Genomic DNA, 22925 nt, shown 5'->3' with positions numbered 1-22925 from the left:
CGGTCGTTCGAGACGGACCGGCGACTCGACCACCGGAACCATCACAAGGAATTTCACGTCCCCTATCGGAACGTCACGTATGGCCAGAAACACGTACCAATCTCGCCTCAATCAGCTCGAAGAGGACGTGTTGTATCTCAGCGAACTCGTCTCGGAGCGAGTTCGGTACGCCCTCGACGCGCTCGAAGACAAAGACGAGCGGAAGGCCCAGGAGGTCATCGAGGGCGACCACGAAATCAACCGTATCTACCTCGACTTAGAACAGGACTGCATCGACCTGCTCGCGCTCCAACAGCCCGTCGCGGGCGACCTGCGATTCATCGCGGCGTCGTTCAAGATCATCACCGACCTCGAACGCATCGGCGACCTCGCGACCAACCTCGCGCAGTACGCCATCGACGCCGAAAACGACGTGTACGCGGAAGTCGACATCCGCCGCATCGGCGACGCCGCCCTCGACATGGTCGACCAGGCGATGGACGCCTACGAGACCGAAGACACGGACCTCTGTCAGTCCGTGGCGGAGCGCGACGACGACCTCGACGCGATGTGTGACAGCGCCTCGGAGAGCATCGTCCGCGACCTCATGAACGGCGACGACTTCGAGGGCGACGGCGACCTCGACCCCGAAAGCGCCCTCGTCGACGTGCGCCGACTCCTGCTTACGGTGCGCGACCTCGAACGCATCGGCGACCACGCCGTCAACGTCGCGGCGCGGACGCTCTACATGATAGACAACGACGACTCCCTGCTGTTCTGAGGCACGTCGGCGCTCGGGTGGCTCGGTCGGCCGCGGTTCGGTCAACGTGGCCCGGACCGAATCCCGGCGTTCTCCGCATTTTCCGAACGGGTCAGGCGGACGTCTGCATGAACAGATACCCGAACATCAGCCCCGCAGTTCCGACAGCCACAGCACTGTAGAGCAGGACGTACTTCAGCGAGTACGCTGACGCGTACCAGACTGCGGCGGCGGCCGCGACGAGCGAAATGCCGAGCGTGCCGTACACCACGGGCATCCCCTCAAGCGATAGTCGGTGCGCCAGTAGCGCTTCGGCGGTGTGGGGCGCGAGGGCACCAGCGCAGACGACGAGGAACCCGCTGGTGAGCCGTCGGTCGGTGTGGGCGGACACACTATCGAACCGGCTGTACCAGACAATATGTTTTCTGGTTGCCACTATTGGCGCGTGGGAAAACCGAAGCTCCGGCTGACGCGAGTGAGTCCAAAAAGAAAAACCAGAACCACCGACCGCCGACCGCCGTCAAACCGGCTTACTGGAAGCCGATGCGGCCGCCGTCGCGGGTGTCGGGCGACAGGCCCTCGCGGGAGCCACCCTTGAACTGGTCTTGGATGTCCTCGTAGTAGCGCATCAGTTCCTCGGTGATGGTCGGGCGGACCGACTCCATCGCCTTGCGGAAGTGGCGCATCTCGATTTCCTCGGCGTCGGCGTCCTCGCGGAGCGCCTCGATGGCCGCCTCGCGGCAGATGGATTCGAGGTCGGAGCCGACGTAGCCGTCGGTTATCTCCGCGATTTCGCGGAGGCTCACGTCGGGGGCGAGCGGGCTCTGCTGCGTGTGGATGTCGAGAATCTGCTCGCGGCCCTCCTCTTCGGGCTGGCCGATGAGCACGAGGCGGTCGAACCGGCCCGAGCGGATGAGCGCGGGGTCGATCATGTCCGGGCGGTTCGTCGCCGCGATGACCATGACGTTGCCCGCGTCTTCGAGGCCGTCCAACTCCGTCAGGAGCTGGTTGACGACGCGCTCGGAGACGTTGTTGCCCATGTCGTTGCCGCGGGCGGGGGCGAGCGCGTCCAGCTCGTCGAAGAAGATGATAGTCGGCGAGACCTGCCGCGCCTTGCGGAATGTCTGCCGAATCGCCTTCTCCGACTCGCCGACCCACTTCGACAGCAGCTGCGGGCCGCGCACCGAGATGAAGTTCGCGTTCGTCTCGTTGGCGACGGCCTTCGCTATCAGGGTCTTCCCCGTGCCGGGTGGCCCGTAGAGGAGCACGCCCTTCGGGGCCTCGATACCCATCCGCTGGAACTTCTCGGGCGTGGTCAGCGGCCACTCGACGCTCTCTTGGACCTTCTGTTTGGGCCCTTCGAGCCCGCCGACGTCGTTCCACGTGACCTTCGGAATCTCGACGAGCACCTCGCGCATCGCCGAGGGTTCGACCTCGCCGAGCGCGCCGCCGAAGTCGTCGTTCTTGACGACCATGCGGTCGATGAGGCTCGGCGGGATGTCCTCCCTGTCGAGGTCGATTTCGGGGAGGTAGCGCCGGAGCGCCTTCATCGCGGCCTCCTTGGTCAGCGCCTCGATGTCCGCGCCGACGAAGCCGTGGGTGTCGTCGGCGAGGTCGTCGAGGTCCACGTCGTCCGAAAGCGGCATCCCGCGGGTGTGAATCTGGAGAATCTCCTTGCGGCCCTCCTCGTCGGGCACGCCGATTTCGATTTCGCGGTCGAACCGGCCGGGACGGCGGAGCGCGGGGTCCACCGAGTCGACGCGGTTCGTCGCCGCGATGACGATGACCTGTCCGCGGGCTTCGAGCCCGTCCATCATCGTCAAGAGTTGGGCGACGACCCGGCGTTCGACCTCGCCGGTCACGTCCTCACGCTTGGGCGCGATGGAGTCGAGTTCGTCGATGAAGATGATGCTCGGCGACTCCTCTTTGGCGTCCTCGAATATCTCGCGGAGCTGTTGTTCGGACTCGCCGTAGTACTTCGAGATGATTTCCGGCCCTGCGATAGAGAAGAAACTCGCCGAGGTCTCGTTGGCGACCGCGCGGGCGAGAAGCGTCTTCCCGGTGCCCGGCGGCCCGTGGAGCAACACCCCCTGCGGGGGCTCGATGCCCAGTTTCTTGAATATCTGGGGGTGTTTCATCGGCAGTTCGACCATCTCGCGGACGCGCTGAATCTCGTTGGTCAGGCCGCCGATGTCCTCGTAGGTGATGCCGCCGCCCGCCTTCTCGAAGCCCGAGATGGGCTCCTCGCGGAGTTCGACGTCGGTGTCCTCGGTGACGAGGACGACGCCGTCGGGCTTCGTCTCGACGGCGATGAGCGGAATCGCCTGTCCGGGCGACCGCATAAACGGGTGATTCGTGCTCGACATCACCGGGACGATGTCGCGTTCGACCACGGGCCGCTTGAGAATCTGCCGTTTGACCATGCCGGCCGCGTCGGACCCGAACTGCACGCTCGCCTCCTCCGGCGGCGCAAGTACGAGTTTGTCGGCCTTCGTGGCCTCTGCCTTGCGGATGGTGACCCGCTCGCCGATGCCCACGTCGGCGTTCTGCCGCGTGAACCCGTCGATGCGGACCGTATCCGTGTTCCAGTCCTGCCGGTCTGCCCGCCACACCTTCGCGGCGGTCGTCTTCCCTCCCTCTATCTCGATGATGTCTCCCGGCGAGAGCTTGAGATGGAGCAAGGTGTCCGGATCAAGACGGGCGATGCCGCGTCCCGAGTCGTTCGGGTACGCTTTCGCCACTTCGAGTTGGACTTCGTTCATGATTACCTCGCGGGGATGCTGATACCTGTGAGAGGCCATCGGATAAGTCCTTCCCCGGTCGGCCCGAGGCACCGTCCTCTCGTGGTTACAGCCTAGCACATCGTAGGGCGGGCCGCTACTAATCCCTACCGACCGGACAGGGGGCGGCGCGTCGATGCCCGGCGTTTTTACGCTCGAACACGACAGTTCACGCATGCGACTCCTCGCGTTCGACGGTCGGATGGGTGCCAGCGGCGACATGCTCCTCGGCGCGCTCGTCGCCGTCGGTGCCGACCCGTCCGTCCTCTCGCCCGTCGAAGACGCCCTCGACGTGACCTACCGCGTCCACGAGGTCGACAAAAACGGCATCCTCGCGACCAAGGTGGACGTGCTCCTCGCGGAGGCCGACGGGGGCGAACCCCGCGGCGAGGGCCACGGCGACGACCACCGACGCCAGCCCGAACCCGAGAGCGGCGACGGCGACGACGGGGGAGACTCCGACGACGCTGACGGTGACGACGAAGACGAGCACAGCAACCAACACCAGTACCGTCACCACGACCACGCTCACGACGAGGAAGGACACGACCACGGCACCGACGACGGACACGGCCAGTCGCACGCCGACCACGGCCACTCACACGACCACGGCCACTCACACGACCACGGCCACTCACACGACCACGACCACTCGCATACTCACGACGACCATCACCACCACGGCCATTCGCATACTCACGCCGACCACGACGGCCACACTCACGCCGAGGGCCACGGCCCGCACCGGACCTACCCCGAGGTCGTCGACCTCGTCGAATCGATGGGCTTGCCCGCGAGCGTGGTCGGGGACGCGACGGCCATCTTCCGCGTGCTCGGCGAGGCCGAGGCCGAGGTCCACGGCACCGACCTCGACGAGACCCACTTCCACGAGGTCGGCGCGGACGACGCCATCGCCGACGTGGTCGGGGTCTGTCTCCTCCTCGACGACCTCGACGTGGACCGGGTCGTCACCGGCCCGGTCGCCGTCGGCGGCGGCCAGGCCGAGATGAGCCACGGAACCTACCCGGTCCCCGCGCCCGCCGTGGTCAACATCGCCGCGGCGGCCGACTGGTCGGTCCGCGGCGGTCCCGTCGAATCCGAACTGCTCACCCCCACGGGCGCGGCCATCCTCGCGCACCTCGCCGAGGGCGTCGAGACGCTCCCGTCGATGTCGGTCGAGTCGTCCGGCTACGGGGCCGGCGGTCGGGAGTTCCCCGACCACCCGAACGTCCTCCGCGCCGTCGTCGGCGACGGCGGTTCGCGGCTCGTCCGCGACGATATCTCCGTCCTCGAAACGAACCTCGACGACGCCACGCCCGAGGTCCTCGGCGGGCTACAGGAGACCCTGACGGACGCCGGCGCGCGCGACGTGACCATCGTCCCGACGACGATGAAGAAGTCCCGCCCCGGCCACCTCGTCAAGGTCGTCGTCAAGCCGGAAGACGCCGAGCGCGTCGCCTACCGCCTCGCGGTCGAAACGGGCACGCTCGGAATCCGCGAACACGGGGCGGGGCACCGCTGGACCGCCCGCCGCGAGTTCGAGACCGCGACGCTCGACATCGACGGCGACGACTACGAGGTGAGCGTGAAGGTCGGAAGCGACGCCGACGGCGTCGTCTACGACCGAAGCGCTGAGTACGACGACGCGCTGGCGGTGGCGAAAGAGACGGGGCTTCCGGTCCGAGAGGTCATGCGCCGCGCCGTCGACGCGGTGGCGTCGGGCGGCGGTGAGTGAGTGATTCGCTGAGTTCCCTCCCCGAGACGCTTCGCCGAAAAAACCGTTCGCTGCCGACCCGTCAGGTCACTTCTCGTTGAACTGCGGCCGGGAGTTGAACGGCGCGAACGTCCCCGCGGGGTTGTTGACGTGGACCCACGCGTGGAGACCCCAGTGTCCCGCCGCGAAGCCCCACATGCCGTCGTCGCTGTCGCCGTGGAACGGGTCCGGGAACGGTCCCCCGTAGTTCGGCGCCTCGTCGAACAGGTACTCTGCCGCGCCGAGGACGAGCGTTTCCTTGCCGTTGCCCTCGTTTCTCCCGTAGACGAGCGCGGCGGGCTTGGTGATATCGACCTCGTCGTCGTCGTTCTCGATGACGTAGTTCTCGTTCACGTAGTGGTAGCCCATGCCCGGCACGAACGGACTGCCGAGGACGTAGCCGTCCGCGATTGCCTTCCGAACGTCGGCGTACTTGGACGTGGCCGCCCGAACCGACGCGAGTTCGCGCTGGAGCGCCCCGCGGTGCGCGGCGAACGCGCCGACCGAGAGCGCGCCGACGCCGAGTGCCTTCAGATACGTCCGTCGCCCGAGTTCGGGGGTGCGTGATGTGCTCATGCGACACGGAATACGCGCCGGGAGAACGTAGGTATGAATCGGGCGCGGTGCGTCTCATAAACCGAGAGTCGCGTTAATAGCGTTCTTCGTGGGCCGACCACTCGAAACGGAGGTTCCTCAACCGGCCGCGTAGAGCCCCGTTAGGCGGCCGTTAACGACGTCAGGGCCGCCGGTATGGACGCTCACTCCTCGCGGGAGCGGTGTTCGTCCAACGCCTCGTCGATGCTCAGTTCCCCGCCGGCGACGCGGCGCGCGAGGCCGTCGTCGATGGTGCGGTTGTCGGCCGACGCCTCCCGGGAGCGCGCCTTGATGCGCGTGAGTTCGCCCTCGGTCGGCTCTATCTCGCGGGACTCGATGCGCTCGCCGCCCCGGCGGGCGATGTTCACCGCGGCGAGCACGTCGCCCATGCCGCGCGCGCCGCTTCCGAGGTAGGGCGTCGTCCCGGTCTCGTCGACGAGCTCGACCGCGACGCCGTCGAGTTCGTTGATGAGCTTCGCGCCCTGTAAGCGCGCGCCGTCGCCGATGCGGACCACGGGGTCGACCGCGTCGTCGGTCTCCTCTCGGATGACGTCGACGGCGTCCGAAAGCGGGACGTGGAACGCGGCGACGACCGTCTCGCCCGAGAGGACCGCGATACCCGGTCTGGTTCCGGGGTCGACGCCGACGACGGTCTGTCCGCCGTCGCCGCGGAGGCTGGCGAGCGCCTCGTCGACGGCGCGGCGCACGTCGTCGCCGGTCGCGGTCACGCGGGTCACGTTTCGGTCGGAGCCCGTGCCGTCGAGGTCGTCGTCGGGGCCGGTGAGGAGCACCCGCGCCCGCTCGGGCAGGGGGTCGCCCGGCTCGACGGTCGTAAACGTGACACCTCGGCTCCGGAGTTCGGACACGGCCTCGTGGTAGAGGTCGAAATCGGCGGTGGCGACGACTATCACGGAGGTCCCTTGGCGACGGCGACGAATAAAGCGTCGTGCGCGAGTCGCCGTGGCGGTCGCGGACCGGCGTCGAGGCGGCGGTCGGTCGCGCGACTGCGAGTTCCCCCGAGACCGTCCGCGGCGACCGGGGTCTTTTTCGGCCGGTGGCTCTCACCACCAGACGTGACAGAGTCAGTCTCCACCGGCTGTGACGCGCTCGACGACCTCCTCGACGGCGGGTTCGAACGCGGCACCGTCACGCAGGTGTACGGTCCCTCCGCGGCCGGCAAGACGAACGTCGCGCTCTCGGCGGCGGTCCGGGTCGCCGCCGCGGGCGGCACCGTCGTCTACATCGACACCGAGGGCCTGTCGGTCGACCGCTTCCAACAGCTCGCGGAGGCGGTCGCCCCCGAGGACGTGGAGTCTGTGACCTCGCGGCTGATGATAAGCGAGGCGTACGACTTCGAGGACCAAGAACAGGCCGTCCGCGACGCCGAGGAGTTCGCCGCCAGCGCCGACCTCATCGTCCTCGATTCGGCGACCGGCTTCTACCGGCTCGAACGGACCGCCGAGGGCGACGGCGGCGAGGCGCTCCGCCGGGTGGCACGGCAGGTCACGCACCTGCTGTCGCTGGCGCGCAAACACGACCTCGCGGTCGTCCTGACGAATCAGGTGTACGCCGACCCCGACACCGACCGGACGCGCGCGCTCGGCGGCCACACCCTCGAACACTGGACCGGCACCGTCGTCCGCCTCGACCGGTTCCGCGGCGGCAACCGCCGGGCGACGCTCGAAAAGCACCGCGCGAAACCCGCCGGTGAGACGGCGACGTTCAAGATAACGGACCGCGGGCTCTCCGCGGCTGACGTGTAGAAAAAGGTCGACGCGGCCGGGCGGACGACCCGGCCGAATCCCGCTCCTGTGTTCGGTTTGCGTTACAGCTCGGGCGTTCGGTGCGCCCCGGCGACTCGGCGGCGTTACAGCTCGTTGAGCTTGCGGAGCAGCTGGCCGCGGTAGCGCTCGTCGGCCTCGAAGCCCTTGACTTCGAGCACGTTGCGTTCGAGCTTGTCGAGCGCGACGTGGAACGCGTGTTCCGCGCCGTAGCCCTCGCCGCTGCCGGCCAGTTGGCCGTGGCTCGTGCGGAGCCGAATCTGGCACTGGATGAGCGGCGTGCCGCGGAGCTTCTCCTTGTGCTCGTGGAAGCGGACGTGGGCGTGGAGCACGCTCATCCGCTGGTACTTGTCGGCGACCTCGGTGATAGCCGAGTTGATGTCGGCGCGGCTCAGCGTTTCGAGGAGGCCGATGTTCGTGACCTGCACGTCCATCTGCTCTTCTTCGGTGTAGGTGAGCGCGCGGAGCACGTCGGTTTTGGTCACCACGCCGAGGACTTCGCCGTCGTCGTCGGCCGGCGTGACGACGAGGCCGGCGATGTCGTTTTCCAGCATGCGCGCGACCGCCTCGCGGACGCTCTCTTCGGGCGTCGCCGTGCGCGCCGGGCTGGTCATGAGGTCGTAGACCGGGAGGTCGAGCATGCGGTCGGTGTCGCCGCGGCGGTCCTGTTTGCCCTGCCGACCCTCGTCGCGCACCATGAACTCGACGAGGTCGTAGGTGGTCAGGATACCTTCGAGGCGGCCCTCGTCGTTGACGACCGGGAGCCGCGAGACGCCGTGTTCGCGGAGGCGGTTGATGGCCTGCCCGAGGTGGTCGCGCTCGCCGACGGTGATCACGTCGTCGGTGTAAATCTGCTCGACGGTCAGCGCGTCGAGGTTGTCGAGGACGGCTTCGAGGATGGCGTCCTGCGTGATGATGCCGTACTGTTTTTCGCCCTCGTAGACCGGCGCGACCTTCGTGTCGCCCTCGACGAGCATCCGCGCGACCTCGCGCACGTTCTCGTGACGGTCTATCTTGGGGACGGCCTTCGTCAGCGCGGCCGCTTTGGTGCTGTCTTCGACGTGCGAGTTGATGAGCTGTTTCTCACCGATGACGCCCGCGTACTCGCCGTCGTCCTGAACGATGATGCCCTTAGGGTTTTCCCGCTCGAAGATGGAGCGGACTTTGCCTAATCGCTCGTCAACGTCGACCTCGATGAAATCAGGAGTGGCGATATCAGCAATATCCATAATACATCCTTACATACAACGCCTCGTCTCTTGAAGGTTCGTCCCGTTTCCACCCGCTAGGAAGGACCGAAATCGCAAGGCCACGAGGGGCTGAAGGGGCGAATTCCGCCGGCAGACGGCCTATGACCATTGTTAACACTCACATTTCGCTGAATGTCGCCGTTTCTCGCCGACGCGTCGGCCGGGGACACCGTCCGCGAGGGACAGTACTCTCAGTTGGTTGTCAGCCGTTGCCGGGTCGTTCCGGGGGCGTGTCGGTCTAACTTCCCCGCCGACATCGAACCAGTTAGATTCCTGAATCCGGCGGTAGTTCGGGCCTAACCGGCCGAATCTGGTCATCTAGTCGCTCCATACTTACAGCAGTTCCTACCGTTCAGTATTTCCAGAGAATGGCGTCTCCTGACAAGAACTCCCAGACTGACCGCCGCGATGGCGAAGAATCGTTCCGAGCAGACGGTGGCTCCGCCCAACTGGTCCCCACGACCGGTCCGGAGGCGATGGCCGCCCGCGCGAGTGAACTCCCGGTCCCCGCGTCGGACCGCATCGAGTACGGCCCCGCCGACCCCGTCGAAGGCGAGGCGGAAGACGAGGACCGCCCGGAAACGCTCCGGGAGGCCGTCCTCCGCGAGGTGAAGGCGTTCTTCGCCGAAATCGACGACGAGACGGCGTTCGCGCCCGCGCCCTCCGAGGCGTTCATCGAAGACAGGTTCTTCGACTTCGCGTTCCTCGAAGGCGTCGAGGCCGTCGAACACTACTGGGTGAACAAACCCTTCGCGTTCGTCTCCATCCTGTACGACCACGAGCGGCGCGAACACCGGTACCACGTGAGCGAGCCGCGCCTCGACGACTTCGAGGACTTCGTGCGCGAGGACCTGACGAAGATTCTGCGCAACAGCCTCTTGTACCGCGACCTCGACGCCGACGGCGACCGCGAGGACGTCTTCGACGACGAGGCCCGCGGGATAATCACCGAACACGCCGCGACGGTCGAAGACGGGTCGCTCTGGAAGCTGTTTTACTTCCTGCTCCGCGACTTCATCCACTTCGGCCGCATCGACCCCGTGATGCGCGACCCCGGCATCGAGGACATCTCCTGTGACGGCGACGACGTGCCCGTCTACGTCTTCCACAGCGTCTACCGGGACGTGCCGACGAACGTCGTCTTCGACGACGGCGACCTCTCGTCGTTCACCATCCGCCTCGCGCAGCGCGCGGGCAAGCAGGTGACCGTCTCCGACCCGCTCGTCGACGCGAGCCTCCCGGACGGCTCCCGCGTCCAGTTGACCCTCGGCTCCGACATCGCCACCCGCGGGTCGAACTTCACCATCCGGAAGTTCTCGGACGTGCCGTTGTCGCCGGTCGACCTCGTGCGCTGGAACACCTTCAGCGTCGAGCAGATGGCGTACTTCTGGCTCGCCATCGAGAACAACCGCTCGCTCATCTTCGCGGGCGGCACGGGCTCCGGGAAGACCACCTCGATGAACGCGGTGTCGTTCTTCGTCCCCGGCCACGCGAAGGTCGTCTCCATCGAGGACACCCGCGAAATCACCCTCCCGCACGACAACTGGATTCAGTCGGTCACCCGCGACACGTTCACGGCCGACGGCCGCGGCGAGGTGTCGATGTACGCGCTCCTGCAGGCCGCGCTCCGCCAGCGCCCCGAGTACCTGCTGGTCGGCGAGATTCGCACGGAAGAGCGCGTCGCCCTGACGTTCTTCCACTCCATCGCCACGGGTCACACCGCGTACACGACGTTCCACGCCGACTCCTCGGAGGGCGTGGTCCACCGCATGCGCAACGAGCCCCTCGGCGTGCCCGCCCAGATGCTCTCGGACCTCGACATCATCTCGGTCCAAAAGCAGATTCACCTCGACGGCGACCGGACCCGCCGGAACATCGCCGTCACCGAAATCGCCGGCGTCGACGACGACGGCGAGGTCGAACTCCGCGACGTGTTCAAGCGCAACCCCGAGAACGACGCCCACGAGCGCGTCGGCGACTCGGTCGTCCTCGACGAAATCGCCGCCGAGCGCGGCTGGACGAAGGCCGACCTCAAGTACGAACTCGACGTTCGCGCCGACGTGCTCCGGTACATCGCCGCCTCGGGCGTCGACGACTACCTGACCGTCTCGGCGATGATTCGCCGCTTCGAGCGCGACCGCGAGGGGCTCCTCGCGCACGTCTACGCCGAGACCTCGCTGGTCTCCGTCGACGAGGACGGCGCGGACGGCGAACGTGACGAGCACGACGCCGCGGCCGACGACCTCGACGACGACGAAATCGAGGTCTCGCCCGAGACCGAACGGCTCCTCGCGGACCTGTTCGACATCGAGTTAGACGACGCGGAAGACGGCGACGAGACGCCCGACGCCGCCGAGGCGGAGGCCGCCCCTGAACCCGCACCCGCCGCCGAACGCGACGCCGACGACCCCGACGAACCCGGCGAGCCCGACAGTGTCGGGACCGACTGGGAAGTCGGCGACGACGCCGATGCCGGTGTAGACGACGCGGAAACCGATTCCGCTGTCGTCGCAGACGCCGCCGAGTTCGACGATATCGCGGAGGCCGGCCCCGCGCCGGCCGATGACGCCTCGGACGCTTCGGACGCCTCGGACGCCGCAGACGCCTCGGATGGTTCGGACGACAGCGAAGCCGACGAACCCGCGACCGACGACGACGAACGGGAGGCCGACGATGCCCGCTGACTCGTCGGCGTCGGTTCCCCTGCCCGACTACGAGGTCGAGCAGTACTTCCCGCGCGAACACTTCGACGAGTCGCCCGAGGAGGTCGAGCGACTCCGCCAGCGCTACGGCTACGTCCGCACGTACTTCAAGCGCCACCCGGCGGGCCACCGCGACCTCCAGCGCTGGCTGAACCAGACCCGCGTGGGAACGACCTACGACCTGTATCTCACCCAGTCGGTGAAGCTGGCGGTCGTCACCGCGGCGTTCGGCTCGCTCGTCGGGCTCGCGCTCACGTTCGTCCTCGCCCGCACGGGCGTGCTGGCGAACGCGTCGAGCCCCGTGATCCTCGGCATCGCGGCGCGGTACGTCGCCCCGCTCACCCCCTACAAGGTTCCCATCCTCGGCGTGGCCCTCGTCGGCCTCGTCGGCGGGTTAGCGGCCGCCGGGACCTACTACGCCCGGTACTACCTCCCCAAGAGCCGCGCCGAGATGCGCGGCCGGAGCATCGACATCCTGCTCCCGCACGCCATCGTCTACATGTACGCGCTCAGCCACGGCGGGATGAGCTTCCTCGAAGTCATCCGCTCGGTCGCCGACGCGCCCGACTACGGCGAGGTGTCCCGCGAGTTCGAGATGATCGCCCGCGACATGGACCTGTTCGGTAACGACCTGTTCACGGCGCTCCGCAACTCCCGGAACCTGACGCCCTCGATCAACTTCGAGCAGTTCCTCGACGACTTGCTGTCGGTCCTCGACTCCGGCGGCGACGTGACCGCCTTCCTCGACCGCGAGTCCGCGACCTACCTCGAAGAGGCCCGCGACGAACAGGAGGACTTCATCGAGACGCTGTCGATGCTCTCGGAGGTGTTCGTCGCCGCGTTCGTCGCCGCGCCGCTCTTGCTCATCGTCACCCTGATGGTCATCAGCTTCCTCGGCGGCGACACGCTCGTCCAGCTGTACGCGCTGAACTACCTCATCTTCCCGCTCGGGATGGGGCTGTTCTTACTCCTCGTGGACGTGCTCTCCTCGCCGTACACCCAGGACACGGTCCGGACGAAACACGACGTGACCGTCCTCGAAGAGATTCGGACGGTCGCGGTCGACTTCCTCGGCGCGATGCGCCGCGAGGTCCAGCGCGCCCGCGAGGCCCGCTGGGGAAGCGACGGAATCGCCTCCGACGGCGGCTTCGTCGACGAGCGACTCGACGACTACCGCCTCGAAAACGCGGTGTACGAGCTTCGGACGCTCATCGGCGACCCGCTCGACATCATGCGCCGCCAGCCGTACCTCTCGGCGGCCTTCACGGTGCCCGTCGCGCTCCTGTCGGTCGTCGCCGTCTACGCGCTCGGCCTCGCGACGCCGAGCCTCGACGCCATGCTCGCCGACCCGTACAACACGACGGTCTGGTTCGTGGTCCTCCCGTTCGCCATCGTGGCGGTCCCGCTGACGGTGTTCCACGAGCTTCGGACCCGCCGCGAGCGCACCCTCGAACGGCGCTTCCCCGACACGCTGAACCTGCTGTCGAGCGCCAACCAGATGGGCATCTCGCTGGTCGAGTCGCTCGCGCTCGTCTCCCGCTGGTCGAACGGCGCGCTCGCGGACGAACTCCGCGCGCTCCGCAACGACATCCGCTGGAACCACGACGCCCACGCGGCGCTCATGGCGTTCGCCACCCGGCTCAACGTCCCGCAACTCTCGCGGGTCATCCGGCTCATCGCCAGCGGCGGCCGCACCAGCGGCGACCTCTCGCGCGTCCTCAGCGTCGCCGCCGAAGACACCCGCAACCGCTACAAACTGGAGAAGTCCCGCCGTCGCGCGATGGGCTCGTACATCGCCATCGTCGTCATCGGGTACTTCGTCTACCTGTTCGTCATCCTGATGCTCGGCGCGAGCTACCTCGCCCCGCTCGCCGAGATGACCGCGCCCACGACGGCGTCGAACGGGCAGGCGCTCCCCATCGGTATCGGCTCCGTCCCGCTGGCGAACTTCCACGTGGTGTTCTTCCACTCCGCGCTGATTCAGGCGGTCGGAAGCGGGCTCCTCGCCGGCAAACTCGCCGACAACAGCGCCCTCAGCGGGCTGAAGTACGCCCTCGGACTGTCCGCGCTGGCGCTCGTCGCCTTCGCACTGGTGTAAGGCCATGACTCACAACACTCCCAACAACACCCAATACACACACTCGCCCCTCAGGCACGTACTGCGCGGGCTCGTCGCGGGCGCGGCCCGCCGCGGCTCGCACCTCCGCGGTGACCGCCGCGGGGCCTCGGCCATCCTCGGCACGATGCTCGCGTTCGCGCTCGTCGTCTCGCTCGTCGCGATGGTGCAGGTCTCGGCGGTCCCCGCGTGGAACCAACAGACCGAGTTCGAACACCTCACGGCCGCCGAGACCGACTTCGCCGCGTTCGACGAGAGCGTCGCGAAGGCCGTCGACGGCCGGCAGACCCGCGCGACCCTCGACGCCGGCGTCGACTACCCGACCCGCGCGCTGTTCGTCTCGCCCGCCGCAGGCTCCGGAAGCCTCCGGACGACCGACCCCGCGACGGCCCGCATCTCCGGCGCGGTCGCGACCGGCGAGACCGGCACCTACTGGGACGGCTCCGAACACGCGTTCGACACCCAGCAGTTCGTCTACCGCCCCGACTACCGCTACCTCCAGAGCGAGCCCTCGCTCGTCCACGAGGGGACCGCACAGTACACCGCCTACGGCGGCGGCGAGGTCGGCGCGACCCAGTCGCTCGTCGACGGCACCAAGGTCTCGCTCGTCTTCCTCGAAGGCGACATCGACACCGCGACGAGCGAGGCGACCACCTTCGGCGTCGTCCCCCTGAGCGCCGGCACCGACTACATCACGGTCACCGACGCGGGCGCGCCCATCACCATCTCGGTCCCCACTCGGCTCTCCGAGGACACGTGGCGCGACCTGCTTGCCGACGAGCCGAACGTCCGCTCTATCGCCTACGCGACCGGAGCCGACTACAACACCCTGACGGTCGAACTCGCGCCCGGCAAGACCTACGACCTGCGGCTCTCGCGGGTCGGCATCGACACCCCCGGCGCGCTCCAAGCGCCCGCCTACATCGTCGATGTCGAGGGCGACAACGCCGTCGTCCCGCCCGGTGCGAGCCACCGCGCCGTCGTCGAGGTCCGCGACGCGCAGAACAACCCCGTCCCCAACGCGGTCGTCAAGGCCAGCCCCGGCCTGACCGCCGAAAGCGGGCGGGTCGTCGCGCGCGACACCGGTACCGTCTCGACCGTCACCGATTCGGACGGCCGCGCGACGTTCGTCTACACCGCGCCCGGAAGCGTCGACGGCGTCGTCAACGACGAGTTCGACGTGGTCGCCGAGGACGCCGCGGGCGCGACCGTCGACCGCGTGACCTTCGACGTACAGCTCCGCGAAGGCGGCGTCACCGACCCGCTCCGCGGGCTCGTGGCCGCCGTCGACGACCCCGGCTTCGTCTACGCGGACGTCGACGGCAACGGCGAGTTCGACGGCGCGGACTACCGCGTCAACGACACCGGCACGGGCGGCGACGTGAAATACGACGCCGGTACCGACCGGCTCGTCGTCCCGCCGAGCACCGGGACCATCGTCTCCGACCGCGACATCACCCTCGCGGGCGACGGGGTCTCGCTCCACGTCGACGTCGTCGCGACCGGCTCGCACAGCCAAGTCGACGTCGACGCCGGAAGCGGCTCGCTGGCCGCGGTCGGCGTGAGCGTCACCTCGGTCTCGGGGCAGGACATCACCGTGACCGCGGGCGACGAAATCGACCTCTCGGGCGCGTCGGTCACGCAGGGAAGCAAAGCCGGCCTCTCCATCGAGGCCGGCGGCGACGTCGACCTCGACAACGCCGGGGTGACGGTCGCACAGGACAGCAACAGCCTCCGTATCGTCTCGACGAACGGCTTCGTCAGCGCCCGGAGCGCCGACATCAGCGGGAAAGGCGACATCCGCATCGACGGCACGGACGGCGTCGACCTCGCCGGAGCCGGCCTCTCGGGGGTCAAGGACAACGGCGCGCTCGAAGTCGCCTCCGCGCGCGGCGGGGTCAACCTCAACGGCGTGGTCATGCTCGGCGACGGCGACATCGTCGTCGACGCCGAGGGCAACGTCTTCGTCGTCGGCGCGAACATCGCCTCGACCAAGACGGACGTGGAGATAACCTCCGACGGCGGGATGGTCAGCGGCCGCGAGGCCGCCATCTCCGCCGAGGACGACGTGGTCATCACCGCGGCGGTCCGCATCTACCTGCCCGACTCCTCTATCGAAGACGAGGACACGCCCGAACTGAACGCCCCCGAGAAGGAGGTCTGAGCCGTGTCCCGTCTCTCCCTCGACTCCCGCGGCGTCTCGGAAATCCTCGGGCTGGTCTTCGCGTTCGGGCTGGTCGTGTCGGTCATCGCGGTGGTCCAACTCGCGGGCACGCCCGTCTGGACCGCCGGCGACGAGGCCGACCACAGCGCCAGCGTCTCGACCGACCTCGCGTCGCTCGACTCGCAGTTCTTCCGGGCCTCCGGCGTCGAGTCCGGCGGCCGCGTCGCGGTCGACTCCGACGTGTCGTACCCCGAGCGCTACCTCGTGGTGTCGCCGCCCGACAGCGTCGGGACGTTCCGGGTCGACGGCGCGGACGCCGTGACCGTCACGGGCGTCTCCGCGGTCGGTCCCGAGGCGGTGTTCTGGGACGGCTCGACCCGCACCTACGAGACCGGTGCCATCGTCTACGAGGCCGACTACGCCGAGCGCGACGAGGCCCGGATGGTGCTCGAAAGCGGCGTCTCGTACCTCGAAACCGACGGCAACCCCGTCGTCCACCGCCAGTCGCTCGTCCGCGGCACGACCGTTACGCTCGTGTTCTTCGAGGGCGACCTCGACGGCCACACGACCGCCGGCGACACCGTGGCGCTCGCGCCCGTCTCCGTCCGCAGCGAGTCGCTGCCGGTGTACAGCGCCACCGACCCGGTTCGAATCTCGGTTCCGACCTACCTCTCGGAGGACGCGTGGGTCGACCTCATGGCCGAGGAACCCCACGCGCGGGTCGTCTCACACGTCGCCAGCGGCGACCACGCGGTCGTCACTATCGAACTCGACGCGGGCGTCCGCTACGACTTCCGCGTCGCCCGCCTCGGCGTCGGCGAGGCCGTCGAACCCGACCCCGCCGCCTACGCCGTAGCGGTCGAAGGCGAGGACGCCGCGGTCCCCTCGGGCGGCCGCGAGACGCTCACTGTCCGCGCGTTCGACCGCTACGGCGCGCCAGCCGCGGGCGCGACGCTGACCGCCACCTCGCCGACGCCGCTCGGCGGCACCGTCGCCCCCATCGACGGGGCGACCGCCGTCACCGACGAGTCGGGCCGCGCGAGTTTTACCTACACCGCGCCCGCCGGCGTGACCGAAATCGAACACGACACCGTCACCGTCGCCCTCGACGGGGCGTCCGGCCCCGGCGCGACGGTCTCCATCCCGCTGGAAGTCCGCGGGATGGGCGAGACCTACGAGGTCAGAAACACCACGCCGTCGACGCCGGAGCCCGAAGACGACTTCAGCATCGACGACGGCGAGGTCGTCCCGTCGAACGCCTTCACGGGCGAGTTCGAACTGCTCGGCAGCGCCATCCGGGACGGTTGGGGCGACGTGCCGGTCTCCGTCACCTTCGTCGCCGACCGCGAGTCGCACCACCCGCGCGACTGGAACAACGTGAACGACCGCCGGTCCCACTCGTTCACCCTGTCTGGCGACGACGGCGACGGACTCTCAATCGTCGCCACCGCCCGGGGCTACGTCAGGGCCGACTCGACGGTCGACCACCGGCAGGTCGCGGTCCTCCGCGACGGCGACCCAGTCCCGGAGATACGAGGCTACAACGGACAGGACGACGTCGCCGAGTTCGTCGCGCCGTACATCAGCGCCGACGGACGAACTATGTCCCTCGCCGACAACCAGGCCATCTTCCTGTTCGAACTCGGGACGACCGACCCGCGGAGCAACGCCTTCGACATGCAGGACGTGGTCATCCTCGTGACCCTCTGGGAAGACGAGGAGGGGGACGACTGAGCGGGCCGACTCCCTCCCGCCGCGCTCGTCAGGAGCGCCGACCCATTCCATTCTTCGGTCTTTTTCCCCGTCGCGTCCGCGCGACCGCCGTATCGTTAACACTCGCGCCGCCGTAGAGCCGCGCATGTCGTTCGACTCCGACCGCGTCTCGACGGTCACGTTCGACTCGTACAGCACCCTCGTCGACGTCGACGCCGCCGAGAAGGCGCTCGCCGCGCGCGTCGACGACCCCGAACCCGTCTCGAAGCTGTGGCGGTCGCGGTCGCTCGAATACACGTTCGTCGGCAACCACGTCGACGAGTACGAACCCTTCTACGAGGTCAACCGCGCGGCGCTCCAGTACGCGCTGGACGCCCACGGCGTGTCGGTCTCGGCGAGCGAGCGCGACGAGATTCTCTCGGTGTACCACGAACTCGACGTGTTCGACGACGTGCGCGACGCGGTCGGCCGCCTCGGCGACGCCGGCTACGACTGCTACGTCGTCTCCAACGGGAACCCCGAGATGCTCGACTCGATGGTCGACCACGCGGACATCCGCGACCTCCTCGACGGCGTCGTCAGCGCCGACGAGGTCGGGGTGTTCAAACCCGACGCGGAAATCTACCGCCACGCGGCCGCCCGAACCGGGACGCCCATCGACGAAATCGCCCACGCGACCGCCGGCTGGTTCGACGTGATGGGGGCGCAACACGCCGGAATGCAGGGCGTCTGGGTCGACCGCAAGGACTCCCCGTGGGAACCGTTCGGCCCGGAACCCGACCTCACCGTCCCGGACCTCACGGCGCTCGTCGACGCGCTCGTCGGCGACGAAAGCGGGACGGCGGACTGACGCGCTCCGGCGTGCTACCCCGCACGATATATGCTATCTGTTCACAATGCTGATGTTACTTGCCGTCCATCTAGTCGGATGGAACGGCGGCGCGTGAAAGGCGGTATCCTGGCCGCTATCGGGTTCGTTCTGTCCCCGCTCTCGTGGTGGAACGACCTCGTGGTCAACCTCCCGCTGGCCTACGCGTTCGGGGTCGCGGTGAGCCTCATCTCCAGAAGCTGGTTTCTCCCGGGCGTCGTCGCGGGCTACTGGCTGACGAACGTGGCCGGGTTCGTCCTGCTCCACAAGGGCGCGGTCGACGCTGTGTCGGCCGAACCTCGTCCGTACACCGCGCGACGGTTCGCCAAGGACTTCGCCATCTCGGTCGGCTACACCGCACTCGTGGTGCTTTTGGTCTGGTTCGGCTTCCTCACCGTTCCCGACGGCCTGCTCGCGGCGCTCGGTCGCTGACTTCGGTTGGCCGGTCGCGCCGGCGCTCGCCGTCAAAAAATAGCTCCGGGCCGACCCGGTGGTGGGTCCGAGTCGGACGGTTGTCGGCGGTTCAGTTCTCCGTTTCGTTGTCGATGGGCGTCTCGGTCGGCGGCGGCGTCTCGCTCATCGGTTCGTCGGTAGTGGTTGGTTCGTCAGTGGTCGGTTCGTCGGTGGTCGGTTCGTCGGTGGTTGGTTCCTCAGTGGTTGGTTCGTCGGTAGTGGTTGGTTCCTCAGTGGTTGGTTCGTCGGTAGTGGTTGGTTCCTCAGTCGTCGGTTCGTCGGTGGTCGGTTCCTCAGTCGGCGTCTCCGTGGTCGGCTCCTCACCGACAGTCACGACCGCGTCGTCGGTGACGGGCGTCCCGTTCATCGTGTACGGGCCGTCCTCGGTTCCGTTGGACGTGAGGAAGTCGAGCGTCTGGTTGTCGTTGGTGTCGAGGTGCGCCTGCGCCGTGAGGTTGGCGCTCTCGTTCAGCGGTTCGAGAAGCGGCACGGTGACGTTCTCCTGCTCCCCGGGTTCGAGGTAGTCGGTCGCGCCGACGACGGAACCGTTCTCGTCGAGGATGGCGATGTAGCCGCCCTCGGAGAGGTTCGCGCTCGCGACGGTCACGTTACTCCCGTCGGACTCCTGGTCGTCGAACTGGAGCGACGCGGTCGGCTCCTCTGTCGGCTCCTCGCTAATCGTCACCTCGGCGTCGTCGGTGACGGGCGTCCCGTTCATCGTGTACGGACCGTCCTCAGTCCCGTTGGAGGTGAGGAAGTCGAGCGTCTGGTTGTCGTTGGTGTCGAGGTGCGCCTGCGCGGTCAGGGTGGCGCTCTCGTTCAGCGGTTCGAGAAGCGGCACGGTGACGTTCTCCTGCTCCCCGGGTTCGAGGTAGTCGGTCGCGCCGACGACGGAGCCGTTCTCGTCGAGGATGGCGATGTACCCCCCGTCAGAGAGGTTCGCGCTCGCGACGGTCACGTTACTCCCGTCGGACTCCTGGTCGTCGAACTGGAGCGTCGCGGTCGGCTCCTCGGGTTCGGGCTGTTCGCCCACGGTGAGCGTCGTCAGCTCGCCGAAGTCCCGCGTCTCGACGCCGTGGATGTACGTCCCGTCTTCGAGACCCGTCGTGTTGACGTCGAACTCGATGGTCTCGGTCTCGTTGGGGTTCAGCGCCCAGCCGGTCCGCTCGACCACGTCGCCTTCGAGTCGGAACTCGACGCACTGGATCATCGGCACGTCGTTCGGGTTGGTGATGTTCGCCGACACCGTCACCGGCTCGCCGGCTTCGACGCCGGACGGCGCGGAGAGGTTGCTCACCTCGAACGACTCGTAGGTCCCGTTGCTCGGATACGTGCAGTACTCCGTCTGCATCTGTGTCTGCGTCTGTTCTTGTACCTGTGCCTGCCGTGTGTCGACCGCCGGCGCGTCCGGCTGGGCGACCGACTGCACGCCGTCGGACGCCGCCAGACCGGTCCCCGCCGCCGCCGCGACGAGGGCGACGACGACGAGGACGCCGGCGATACGTGTTCGTGTGCTCATGTGTCTGCGGTGACAGTCTACCGACGCCGCCGGCAAAAGGTGACGAGATAGTTTCAATAGTTTCGCGTTCCGGCTGTCAACTTACCTGATGGTGTAGGCGGTTAGTCTGTCTCTGATTCCGATACTGGGGGCTTATTGACCAGTTTTTCCGCAACAGTTCGCGAAACACGATGTTTCATTCGAGACGCTACGCGTTAACTGTCAGAAAAGCGATTACGTCACCGAAGCTAACAGGGTAGCCTCTCGTTTATTCGACATTCTTGACAGATTGAGTGACGGATGCGACTGAGCGTTTCGAAACCGGAACGGTATCGAACTGGTGGCTGTCTCGCGGGGCCTCTCCGGACGGCTCGGCCGACTTCCCACCCGCGTACCGATTCTCCTTTGATGTGGATGAGTACAAACTACAATCGAGAGTATCGTTACATTCGGGTTCGAATCTGAACAATTACGACCACAATATCCAAAACTTCTTGTACTCGTGTCGTATTTGGACGTGTATGAGCGAATCCAACGAGAATTCGCGGATCGCACCGTACACGGAGTACTCGCGCACCCGTTCCCGGTGCCCTCGATGCGGGACCTCCGTCCCGAAGGAGGCGGTCGGCGACGCGCTGTGTGCGAGTTGCAAGGCGGACGTCTCTATCTGATGAGTACGGCCGCACCCCACAGTTCCGACGAGTTGGCGGACGCGCCGGTGTTCGACCTCGAATGCATCTACGACGACCCCGAGAACCCGAGCGAACTGACCGTGTTCTCCCCGAAATCGGAGGAACTGACCACCTCGTGGATTACGGTCGACCGAGGGAGCGCCGTCTCGCTGGACGATATCGCGTAGGCGCTCGGCTTGCGACGTTTTTGTTTTTTGATTAACTGACGGCGACCAGCCTCGGCTCCGTAGACGCCTGTCACTTATCGTTTCGAGAACTCAGAAAGTGGGTTGGGGCGGATTCGAACCGCCGGCCTGCTCCGTGTGAAGGAGCCGTCATAACCTGGCTAGACCACCAACCCGGCTACGACTTCGATTTCCCGCGCCGCCAATTAAGACTTACGTTGTGCCCCGATTCGGGGCACAAACGCACCTACTCGGGTCGCCGCACGCGACGGCGAACCCGCCCGGCGGCTCGGCGACTCCGCGTCCGCGGCGCGGGCTCCGACTCGTCTTCGACCTCGCGCCCGAGCGCCGCCATGAGGCGGCGACGGAGCGGTGCCGTCTCCTCGTCGACCCCGGCGTACAGGTGCTCGAACCCCCGCCGGAAGTAGTACCGCGCGTCGGTGAAATGTCGGTTCATACCTCCGGATAGTCCCGCGGACGAGAAAACGGTTATGTCACGCGGTACCGAATCTCATATGTCTGAGAAAGAGCGATACACTTTAGTGATTCTTAGGCATACCTAAAACTGGGAACGCAGGCCACGCTTCGTGGTCGGTCCCAGCGTCTGGCCCCTTCCGGGACGGCGATACCGTGGGCACGATTCGTCCGTCCTGGTCCCATTATCCTCGTGAGCGACCGCGCCGGCCCGCCGACGCCGGCGGGTGAAGCGGGGGCTCGACTCAGTACGTCGGCGACTCCTCGGGCACGCCGTCGCGCTTGTTGACCAGTCGCGCGAAGACGAACAGCGCGTCGGAGAGGCGGTTGAGGTACGCGACGACCTCCTCGTTGACGGGTTCTTCCGGCGCGAGCGAGACGACGCGGCGCTCGGCCCGCCGGGACACCGCGCGGGCGTGGTGGAGTTTGGCCCCCGTCTCGCTCCCGCCGGGGAGGATAAACGACGTGAGCGGGTCGAGTTCCTCGTCGGCCTCGTCTATCCACGCTTCGAGTTCGTCCACGTGGTCGGCGGCTATCTGCGGGTCGCCCTCGTCGGGGTCGGGGTTGGCGAGGTCGGCCTGCACGATGTGGAGGTGGTTCTGGACCGTTTCGAGAACCTCGTCCACGTCGCCGTGGCCGGTCGGGCGCACGGTCCCGACCAGCGCGTTCACCTCGTCGACCGTTCCGTACGCCTCGATGCGGTGGCTCGTCTTCGACACGCGGGTCATGTCCCGCAGGTCGGTCATCCCCTCGTCGCCGCGACCGGTGTATATCTTCATGCCAGCGTCTGGTCGACGTACCGGAGGATGTTCTCGCTCTCGGACATCGTCACGCCGCGGTCGCCGTCTACGAGGACCGGAACGCCGCGCTGGCCGCTCACGCGCTTGACCTCGTTTCGGTCCGAGTGCAGCGCGTCGACCCACTGCGTCTCGTAGTCGACCCCCGCCTCGGAGAGCGCGTCGTGGACCTTCTCGCAGTACGGACAGCCGTCGAGCGCGTAGAGTTCGATTCCCATGTCGGGCCGTTGGGCGCGCCGGCCCAAAGAGATTTGCACGCCGGTGGGTCCGAGCGCCGCGCACTCCTGTTCAGCGGCATCGTCGTCGGTGCCCCGTGAGCCGTTGCGGCTCGCCACTCGTTTTAGACCCGTCTAATTTAAACCTTAGAGCAACACATCTATATAATGC

The 22925-nt window shown here is 67.3% G+C and carries 20 protein-coding genes and 1 tRNA gene; 11 read left to right on the top strand and 10 right to left on the bottom strand.

Translation table 11 applies throughout. The annotated features are described in order from the left end of the window. Positions 1-79: 79 nt before the first annotated feature. Positions 80-760 carry a phosphate signaling complex protein PhoU gene (gene phoU, locus BN996_RS18685; protein WP_089781598.1) on the top strand — a complete coding sequence of 227 codons (681 nt, stop codon included), beginning with the start codon at positions 80-82 and terminating at the stop codon, positions 758-760. 91 nt (positions 761-851) lie between these two features. Here phoU and BN996_RS18680 read toward each other — a convergent pair whose 3' ends face one another. Together BN996_RS18680 and BN996_RS18675 are read right to left on the bottom strand one after the other, a co-directional pair. Next, positions 852-1130: a hypothetical protein gene (locus BN996_RS18680; RefSeq protein ID WP_089781596.1), complete on the bottom strand. Its 279-nt coding sequence runs from the start codon at positions 1128-1130 to the stop codon at positions 852-854. 139 nt (positions 1131-1269) lie between these two features. Further along, positions 1270-3501, bottom strand: coding sequence for a CDC48 family AAA ATPase (locus BN996_RS18675; RefSeq protein ID WP_089781594.1), 2232 nt, complete (start codon positions 3499-3501; stop codon positions 1270-1272). Between the two features lie 193 nt (positions 3502-3694). On the opposite strand from BN996_RS18675, the gene larC reads away from it, so the two are divergent. Continuing rightward, positions 3695-5254 (top strand): nickel pincer cofactor biosynthesis protein LarC, encoded by a 1560-nt coding sequence (gene larC, locus BN996_RS18670; protein ID WP_089781592.1) that lies wholly within the window; start codon positions 3695-3697, stop codon positions 5252-5254. Positions 5255-5320: 66 nt separating this feature from the next. On the opposite strand, the gene BN996_RS18665 is transcribed toward larC, so the two are convergent. After that, the gene (locus BN996_RS18665; protein ID WP_089781590.1) at positions 5321-5848 is read right to left on the bottom strand and encodes a hypothetical protein; all 528 of its coding nucleotides are present in this window, start codon (positions 5846-5848) and stop codon (positions 5321-5323) included. A 182-nt stretch (positions 5849-6030) separates the two neighbouring features. Then, positions 6031-6777 (bottom strand): hypothetical protein, encoded by a 747-nt coding sequence (locus BN996_RS18660; protein ID WP_089781588.1) that lies wholly within the window; start codon positions 6775-6777, stop codon positions 6031-6033. Positions 6778-6939: 162 nt separating this feature from the next. Here BN996_RS18660 and radB point away from each other — a divergent pair, with 162 nt between their 5' ends. Continuing rightward, complete coding sequence (radB, locus tag BN996_RS18655; protein ID WP_007274534.1) at positions 6940-7629, top strand: DNA repair and recombination protein RadB; 690 nt, start codon at positions 6940-6942, stop codon at positions 7627-7629. A gap of 104 nt (positions 7630-7733) precedes the next feature. Here radB and BN996_RS18650 read toward each other — a convergent pair whose 3' ends face one another. Further along, positions 7734-8876 (bottom strand): CBS domain-containing protein, encoded by a 1143-nt coding sequence (locus BN996_RS18650; RefSeq protein ID WP_089781586.1) that lies wholly within the window; start codon positions 8874-8876, stop codon positions 7734-7736. Between the two features lie 389 nt (positions 8877-9265). Between BN996_RS18650 and BN996_RS18645 the strand changes: the two genes are divergently transcribed. The 6 genes from BN996_RS18645 to BN996_RS18620 all read left to right on the top strand — a co-directional run bounded on the left by BN996_RS18645 (position 9266) and on the right by BN996_RS18620 (position 18892). Further along, on the top strand, positions 9266-11581 hold the full coding sequence (locus BN996_RS18645; protein ID WP_089781583.1) for a type II/IV secretion system ATPase subunit: 2316 nt from the start codon (positions 9266-9268) through the stop codon (positions 11579-11581). Continuing rightward, entirely contained in the window at positions 11571-13697 is a 2127-nt protein-coding gene (locus BN996_RS18640) for a type II secretion system F family protein (RefSeq protein WP_089781750.1), read from the top strand. Before BN996_RS18645 ends, BN996_RS18640 begins: the two co-directional genes overlap by 11 nt. A 4-nt stretch (positions 13698-13701) precedes the next feature. Then, positions 13702-15879: a hypothetical protein gene (locus BN996_RS18635; RefSeq protein WP_089781581.1), complete on the top strand. Its 2178-nt coding sequence runs from the start codon at positions 13702-13704 to the stop codon at positions 15877-15879. 3 nt (positions 15880-15882) lie between these two features. Beyond that, positions 15883-17613, top strand: a complete 1731-nt coding sequence (locus tag BN996_RS18630; protein WP_089781579.1) for an Ig-like domain-containing protein — start codon at positions 15883-15885, stop codon at positions 17611-17613. A 124-nt stretch (positions 17614-17737) separates the two neighbouring features. Then, positions 17738-18442, top strand: a complete 705-nt coding sequence (locus tag BN996_RS18625; protein WP_089781577.1) for a haloacid dehalogenase type II — start codon at positions 17738-17740, stop codon at positions 18440-18442. 78 nt (positions 18443-18520) lie between these two features. After that, complete coding sequence (locus tag BN996_RS18620) at positions 18521-18892, top strand: DUF7980 family protein (protein ID WP_089781575.1); 372 nt, start codon at positions 18521-18523, stop codon at positions 18890-18892. A gap of 91 nt (positions 18893-18983) precedes the next feature. Here BN996_RS18620 and BN996_RS18615 read toward each other — a convergent pair whose 3' ends face one another. Continuing rightward, entirely contained in the window at positions 18984-20432 is a 1449-nt protein-coding gene (locus BN996_RS18615; RefSeq protein ID WP_089781573.1) for a DUF7282 domain-containing protein, read from the bottom strand. A gap of 500 nt (positions 20433-20932) precedes the next feature. Between BN996_RS18615 and BN996_RS20390 the strand changes: the two genes are divergently transcribed. Continuing rightward, complete coding sequence (locus BN996_RS20390) at positions 20933-21082, top strand: hypothetical protein (RefSeq protein ID WP_187367408.1); 150 nt, start codon at positions 20933-20935, stop codon at positions 21080-21082. Further along, entirely contained in the window at positions 21082-21270 is a 189-nt protein-coding gene (locus tag BN996_RS18605) for a DUF7511 domain-containing protein (protein WP_089781571.1), read from the top strand. Before BN996_RS20390 ends, BN996_RS18605 begins: the two co-directional genes overlap by 1 nt. A 98-nt stretch (positions 21271-21368) precedes the next feature. Here BN996_RS18605 and BN996_RS18600 read toward each other — a convergent pair. The 4 genes from BN996_RS18600 to BN996_RS18585 all read right to left on the bottom strand — a co-directional run bounded on the left by BN996_RS18600 (position 21369) and on the right by BN996_RS18585 (position 22756). Continuing rightward, positions 21369-21443, bottom strand: a tRNA-Val gene (locus BN996_RS18600). 71 nt (positions 21444-21514) lie between these two features. Further along, the gene (locus BN996_RS18595) at positions 21515-21724 is read right to left on the bottom strand and encodes a hypothetical protein (RefSeq protein ID WP_089781569.1); all 210 of its coding nucleotides are present in this window, start codon (positions 21722-21724) and stop codon (positions 21515-21517) included. A gap of 262 nt (positions 21725-21986) precedes the next feature. Continuing rightward, positions 21987-22520, bottom strand: a complete 534-nt coding sequence (locus tag BN996_RS18590) for a cob(I)yrinic acid a,c-diamide adenosyltransferase (RefSeq protein ID WP_089781567.1) — start codon at positions 22518-22520, stop codon at positions 21987-21989. Next, complete coding sequence (locus BN996_RS18585) at positions 22517-22756, bottom strand: glutaredoxin family protein (RefSeq protein ID WP_004969721.1); 240 nt, start codon at positions 22754-22756, stop codon at positions 22517-22519. Before BN996_RS18585 ends, BN996_RS18590 begins: the two co-directional genes overlap by 4 nt. Positions 22757-22925: the final 169 nt, after the last annotated feature.

Origin of the sequence: Haloferax massiliensis (assembly GCF_001368915.1) — an archaeon.
GTDB classification, from domain to species: domain Archaea; phylum Halobacteriota; class Halobacteria; order Halobacteriales; family Haloferacaceae; genus Haloferax; species Haloferax massiliensis.
Note: the sequence above shows the minus strand (reverse complement) of the source record. Positions and strands in the feature narration are given on the sequence as shown.

Excerpts from the sequence above, each read along its gene's own strand:
- phoU (WP_089781598.1), top strand. The coding sequence starts at position 80 with ATGGCCAGAAACACGTACCAATCTCGCCTCAATCAGCTCGAAGAGGAC.
- BN996_RS18675 (WP_089781594.1), bottom strand. The coding sequence starts at position 3,501 with ATGAACGAAGTCCAACTCGAAGTGGCGAAAGCGTACCCGAACGACTCG.
- larC (WP_089781592.1), top strand. The coding sequence starts at position 3,695 with ATGCGACTCCTCGCGTTCGACGGTCGGATGGGTGCCAGCGGCGACATG.
- BN996_RS18665 (WP_089781590.1), bottom strand. The coding sequence starts at position 5,848 with ATGAGCACATCACGCACCCCCGAACTCGGGCGACGGACGTATCTGAAG.
- BN996_RS18650 (WP_089781586.1), bottom strand. The coding sequence starts at position 8,876 with ATGGATATTGCTGATATCGCCACTCCTGATTTCATCGAGGTCGACGTT.
- BN996_RS18645 (WP_089781583.1), top strand. The coding sequence starts at position 9,266 with ATGGCGTCTCCTGACAAGAACTCCCAGACTGACCGCCGCGATGGCGAA.
- BN996_RS18640 (WP_089781750.1), top strand. The coding sequence starts at position 11,571 with ATGCCCGCTGACTCGTCGGCGTCGGTTCCCCTGCCCGACTACGAGGTC.
- BN996_RS18635 (WP_089781581.1), top strand. The coding sequence starts at position 13,702 with ATGACTCACAACACTCCCAACAACACCCAATACACACACTCGCCCCTC.
- BN996_RS18625 (WP_089781577.1), top strand. The coding sequence starts at position 17,738 with ATGTCGTTCGACTCCGACCGCGTCTCGACGGTCACGTTCGACTCGTAC.
- BN996_RS18620 (WP_089781575.1), top strand. The coding sequence starts at position 18,521 with ATGGAACGGCGGCGCGTGAAAGGCGGTATCCTGGCCGCTATCGGGTTC.
- BN996_RS18615 (WP_089781573.1), bottom strand. The coding sequence starts at position 20,432 with ATGAGCACACGAACACGTATCGCCGGCGTCCTCGTCGTCGTCGCCCTC.
- BN996_RS20390 (WP_187367408.1), top strand. The coding sequence starts at position 20,933 with ATGAGCGAATCCAACGAGAATTCGCGGATCGCACCGTACACGGAGTAC.
- BN996_RS18605 (WP_089781571.1), top strand. The coding sequence starts at position 21,082 with ATGAGTACGGCCGCACCCCACAGTTCCGACGAGTTGGCGGACGCGCCG.
- BN996_RS18595 (WP_089781569.1), bottom strand. The coding sequence starts at position 21,724 with ATGAACCGACATTTCACCGACGCGCGGTACTACTTCCGGCGGGGGTTC.
- BN996_RS18590 (WP_089781567.1), bottom strand. The coding sequence starts at position 22,520 with ATGAAGATATACACCGGTCGCGGCGACGAGGGGATGACCGACCTGCGG.
- BN996_RS18585 (WP_004969721.1), bottom strand. The coding sequence starts at position 22,756 with ATGGGAATCGAACTCTACGCGCTCGACGGCTGTCCGTACTGCGAGAAG.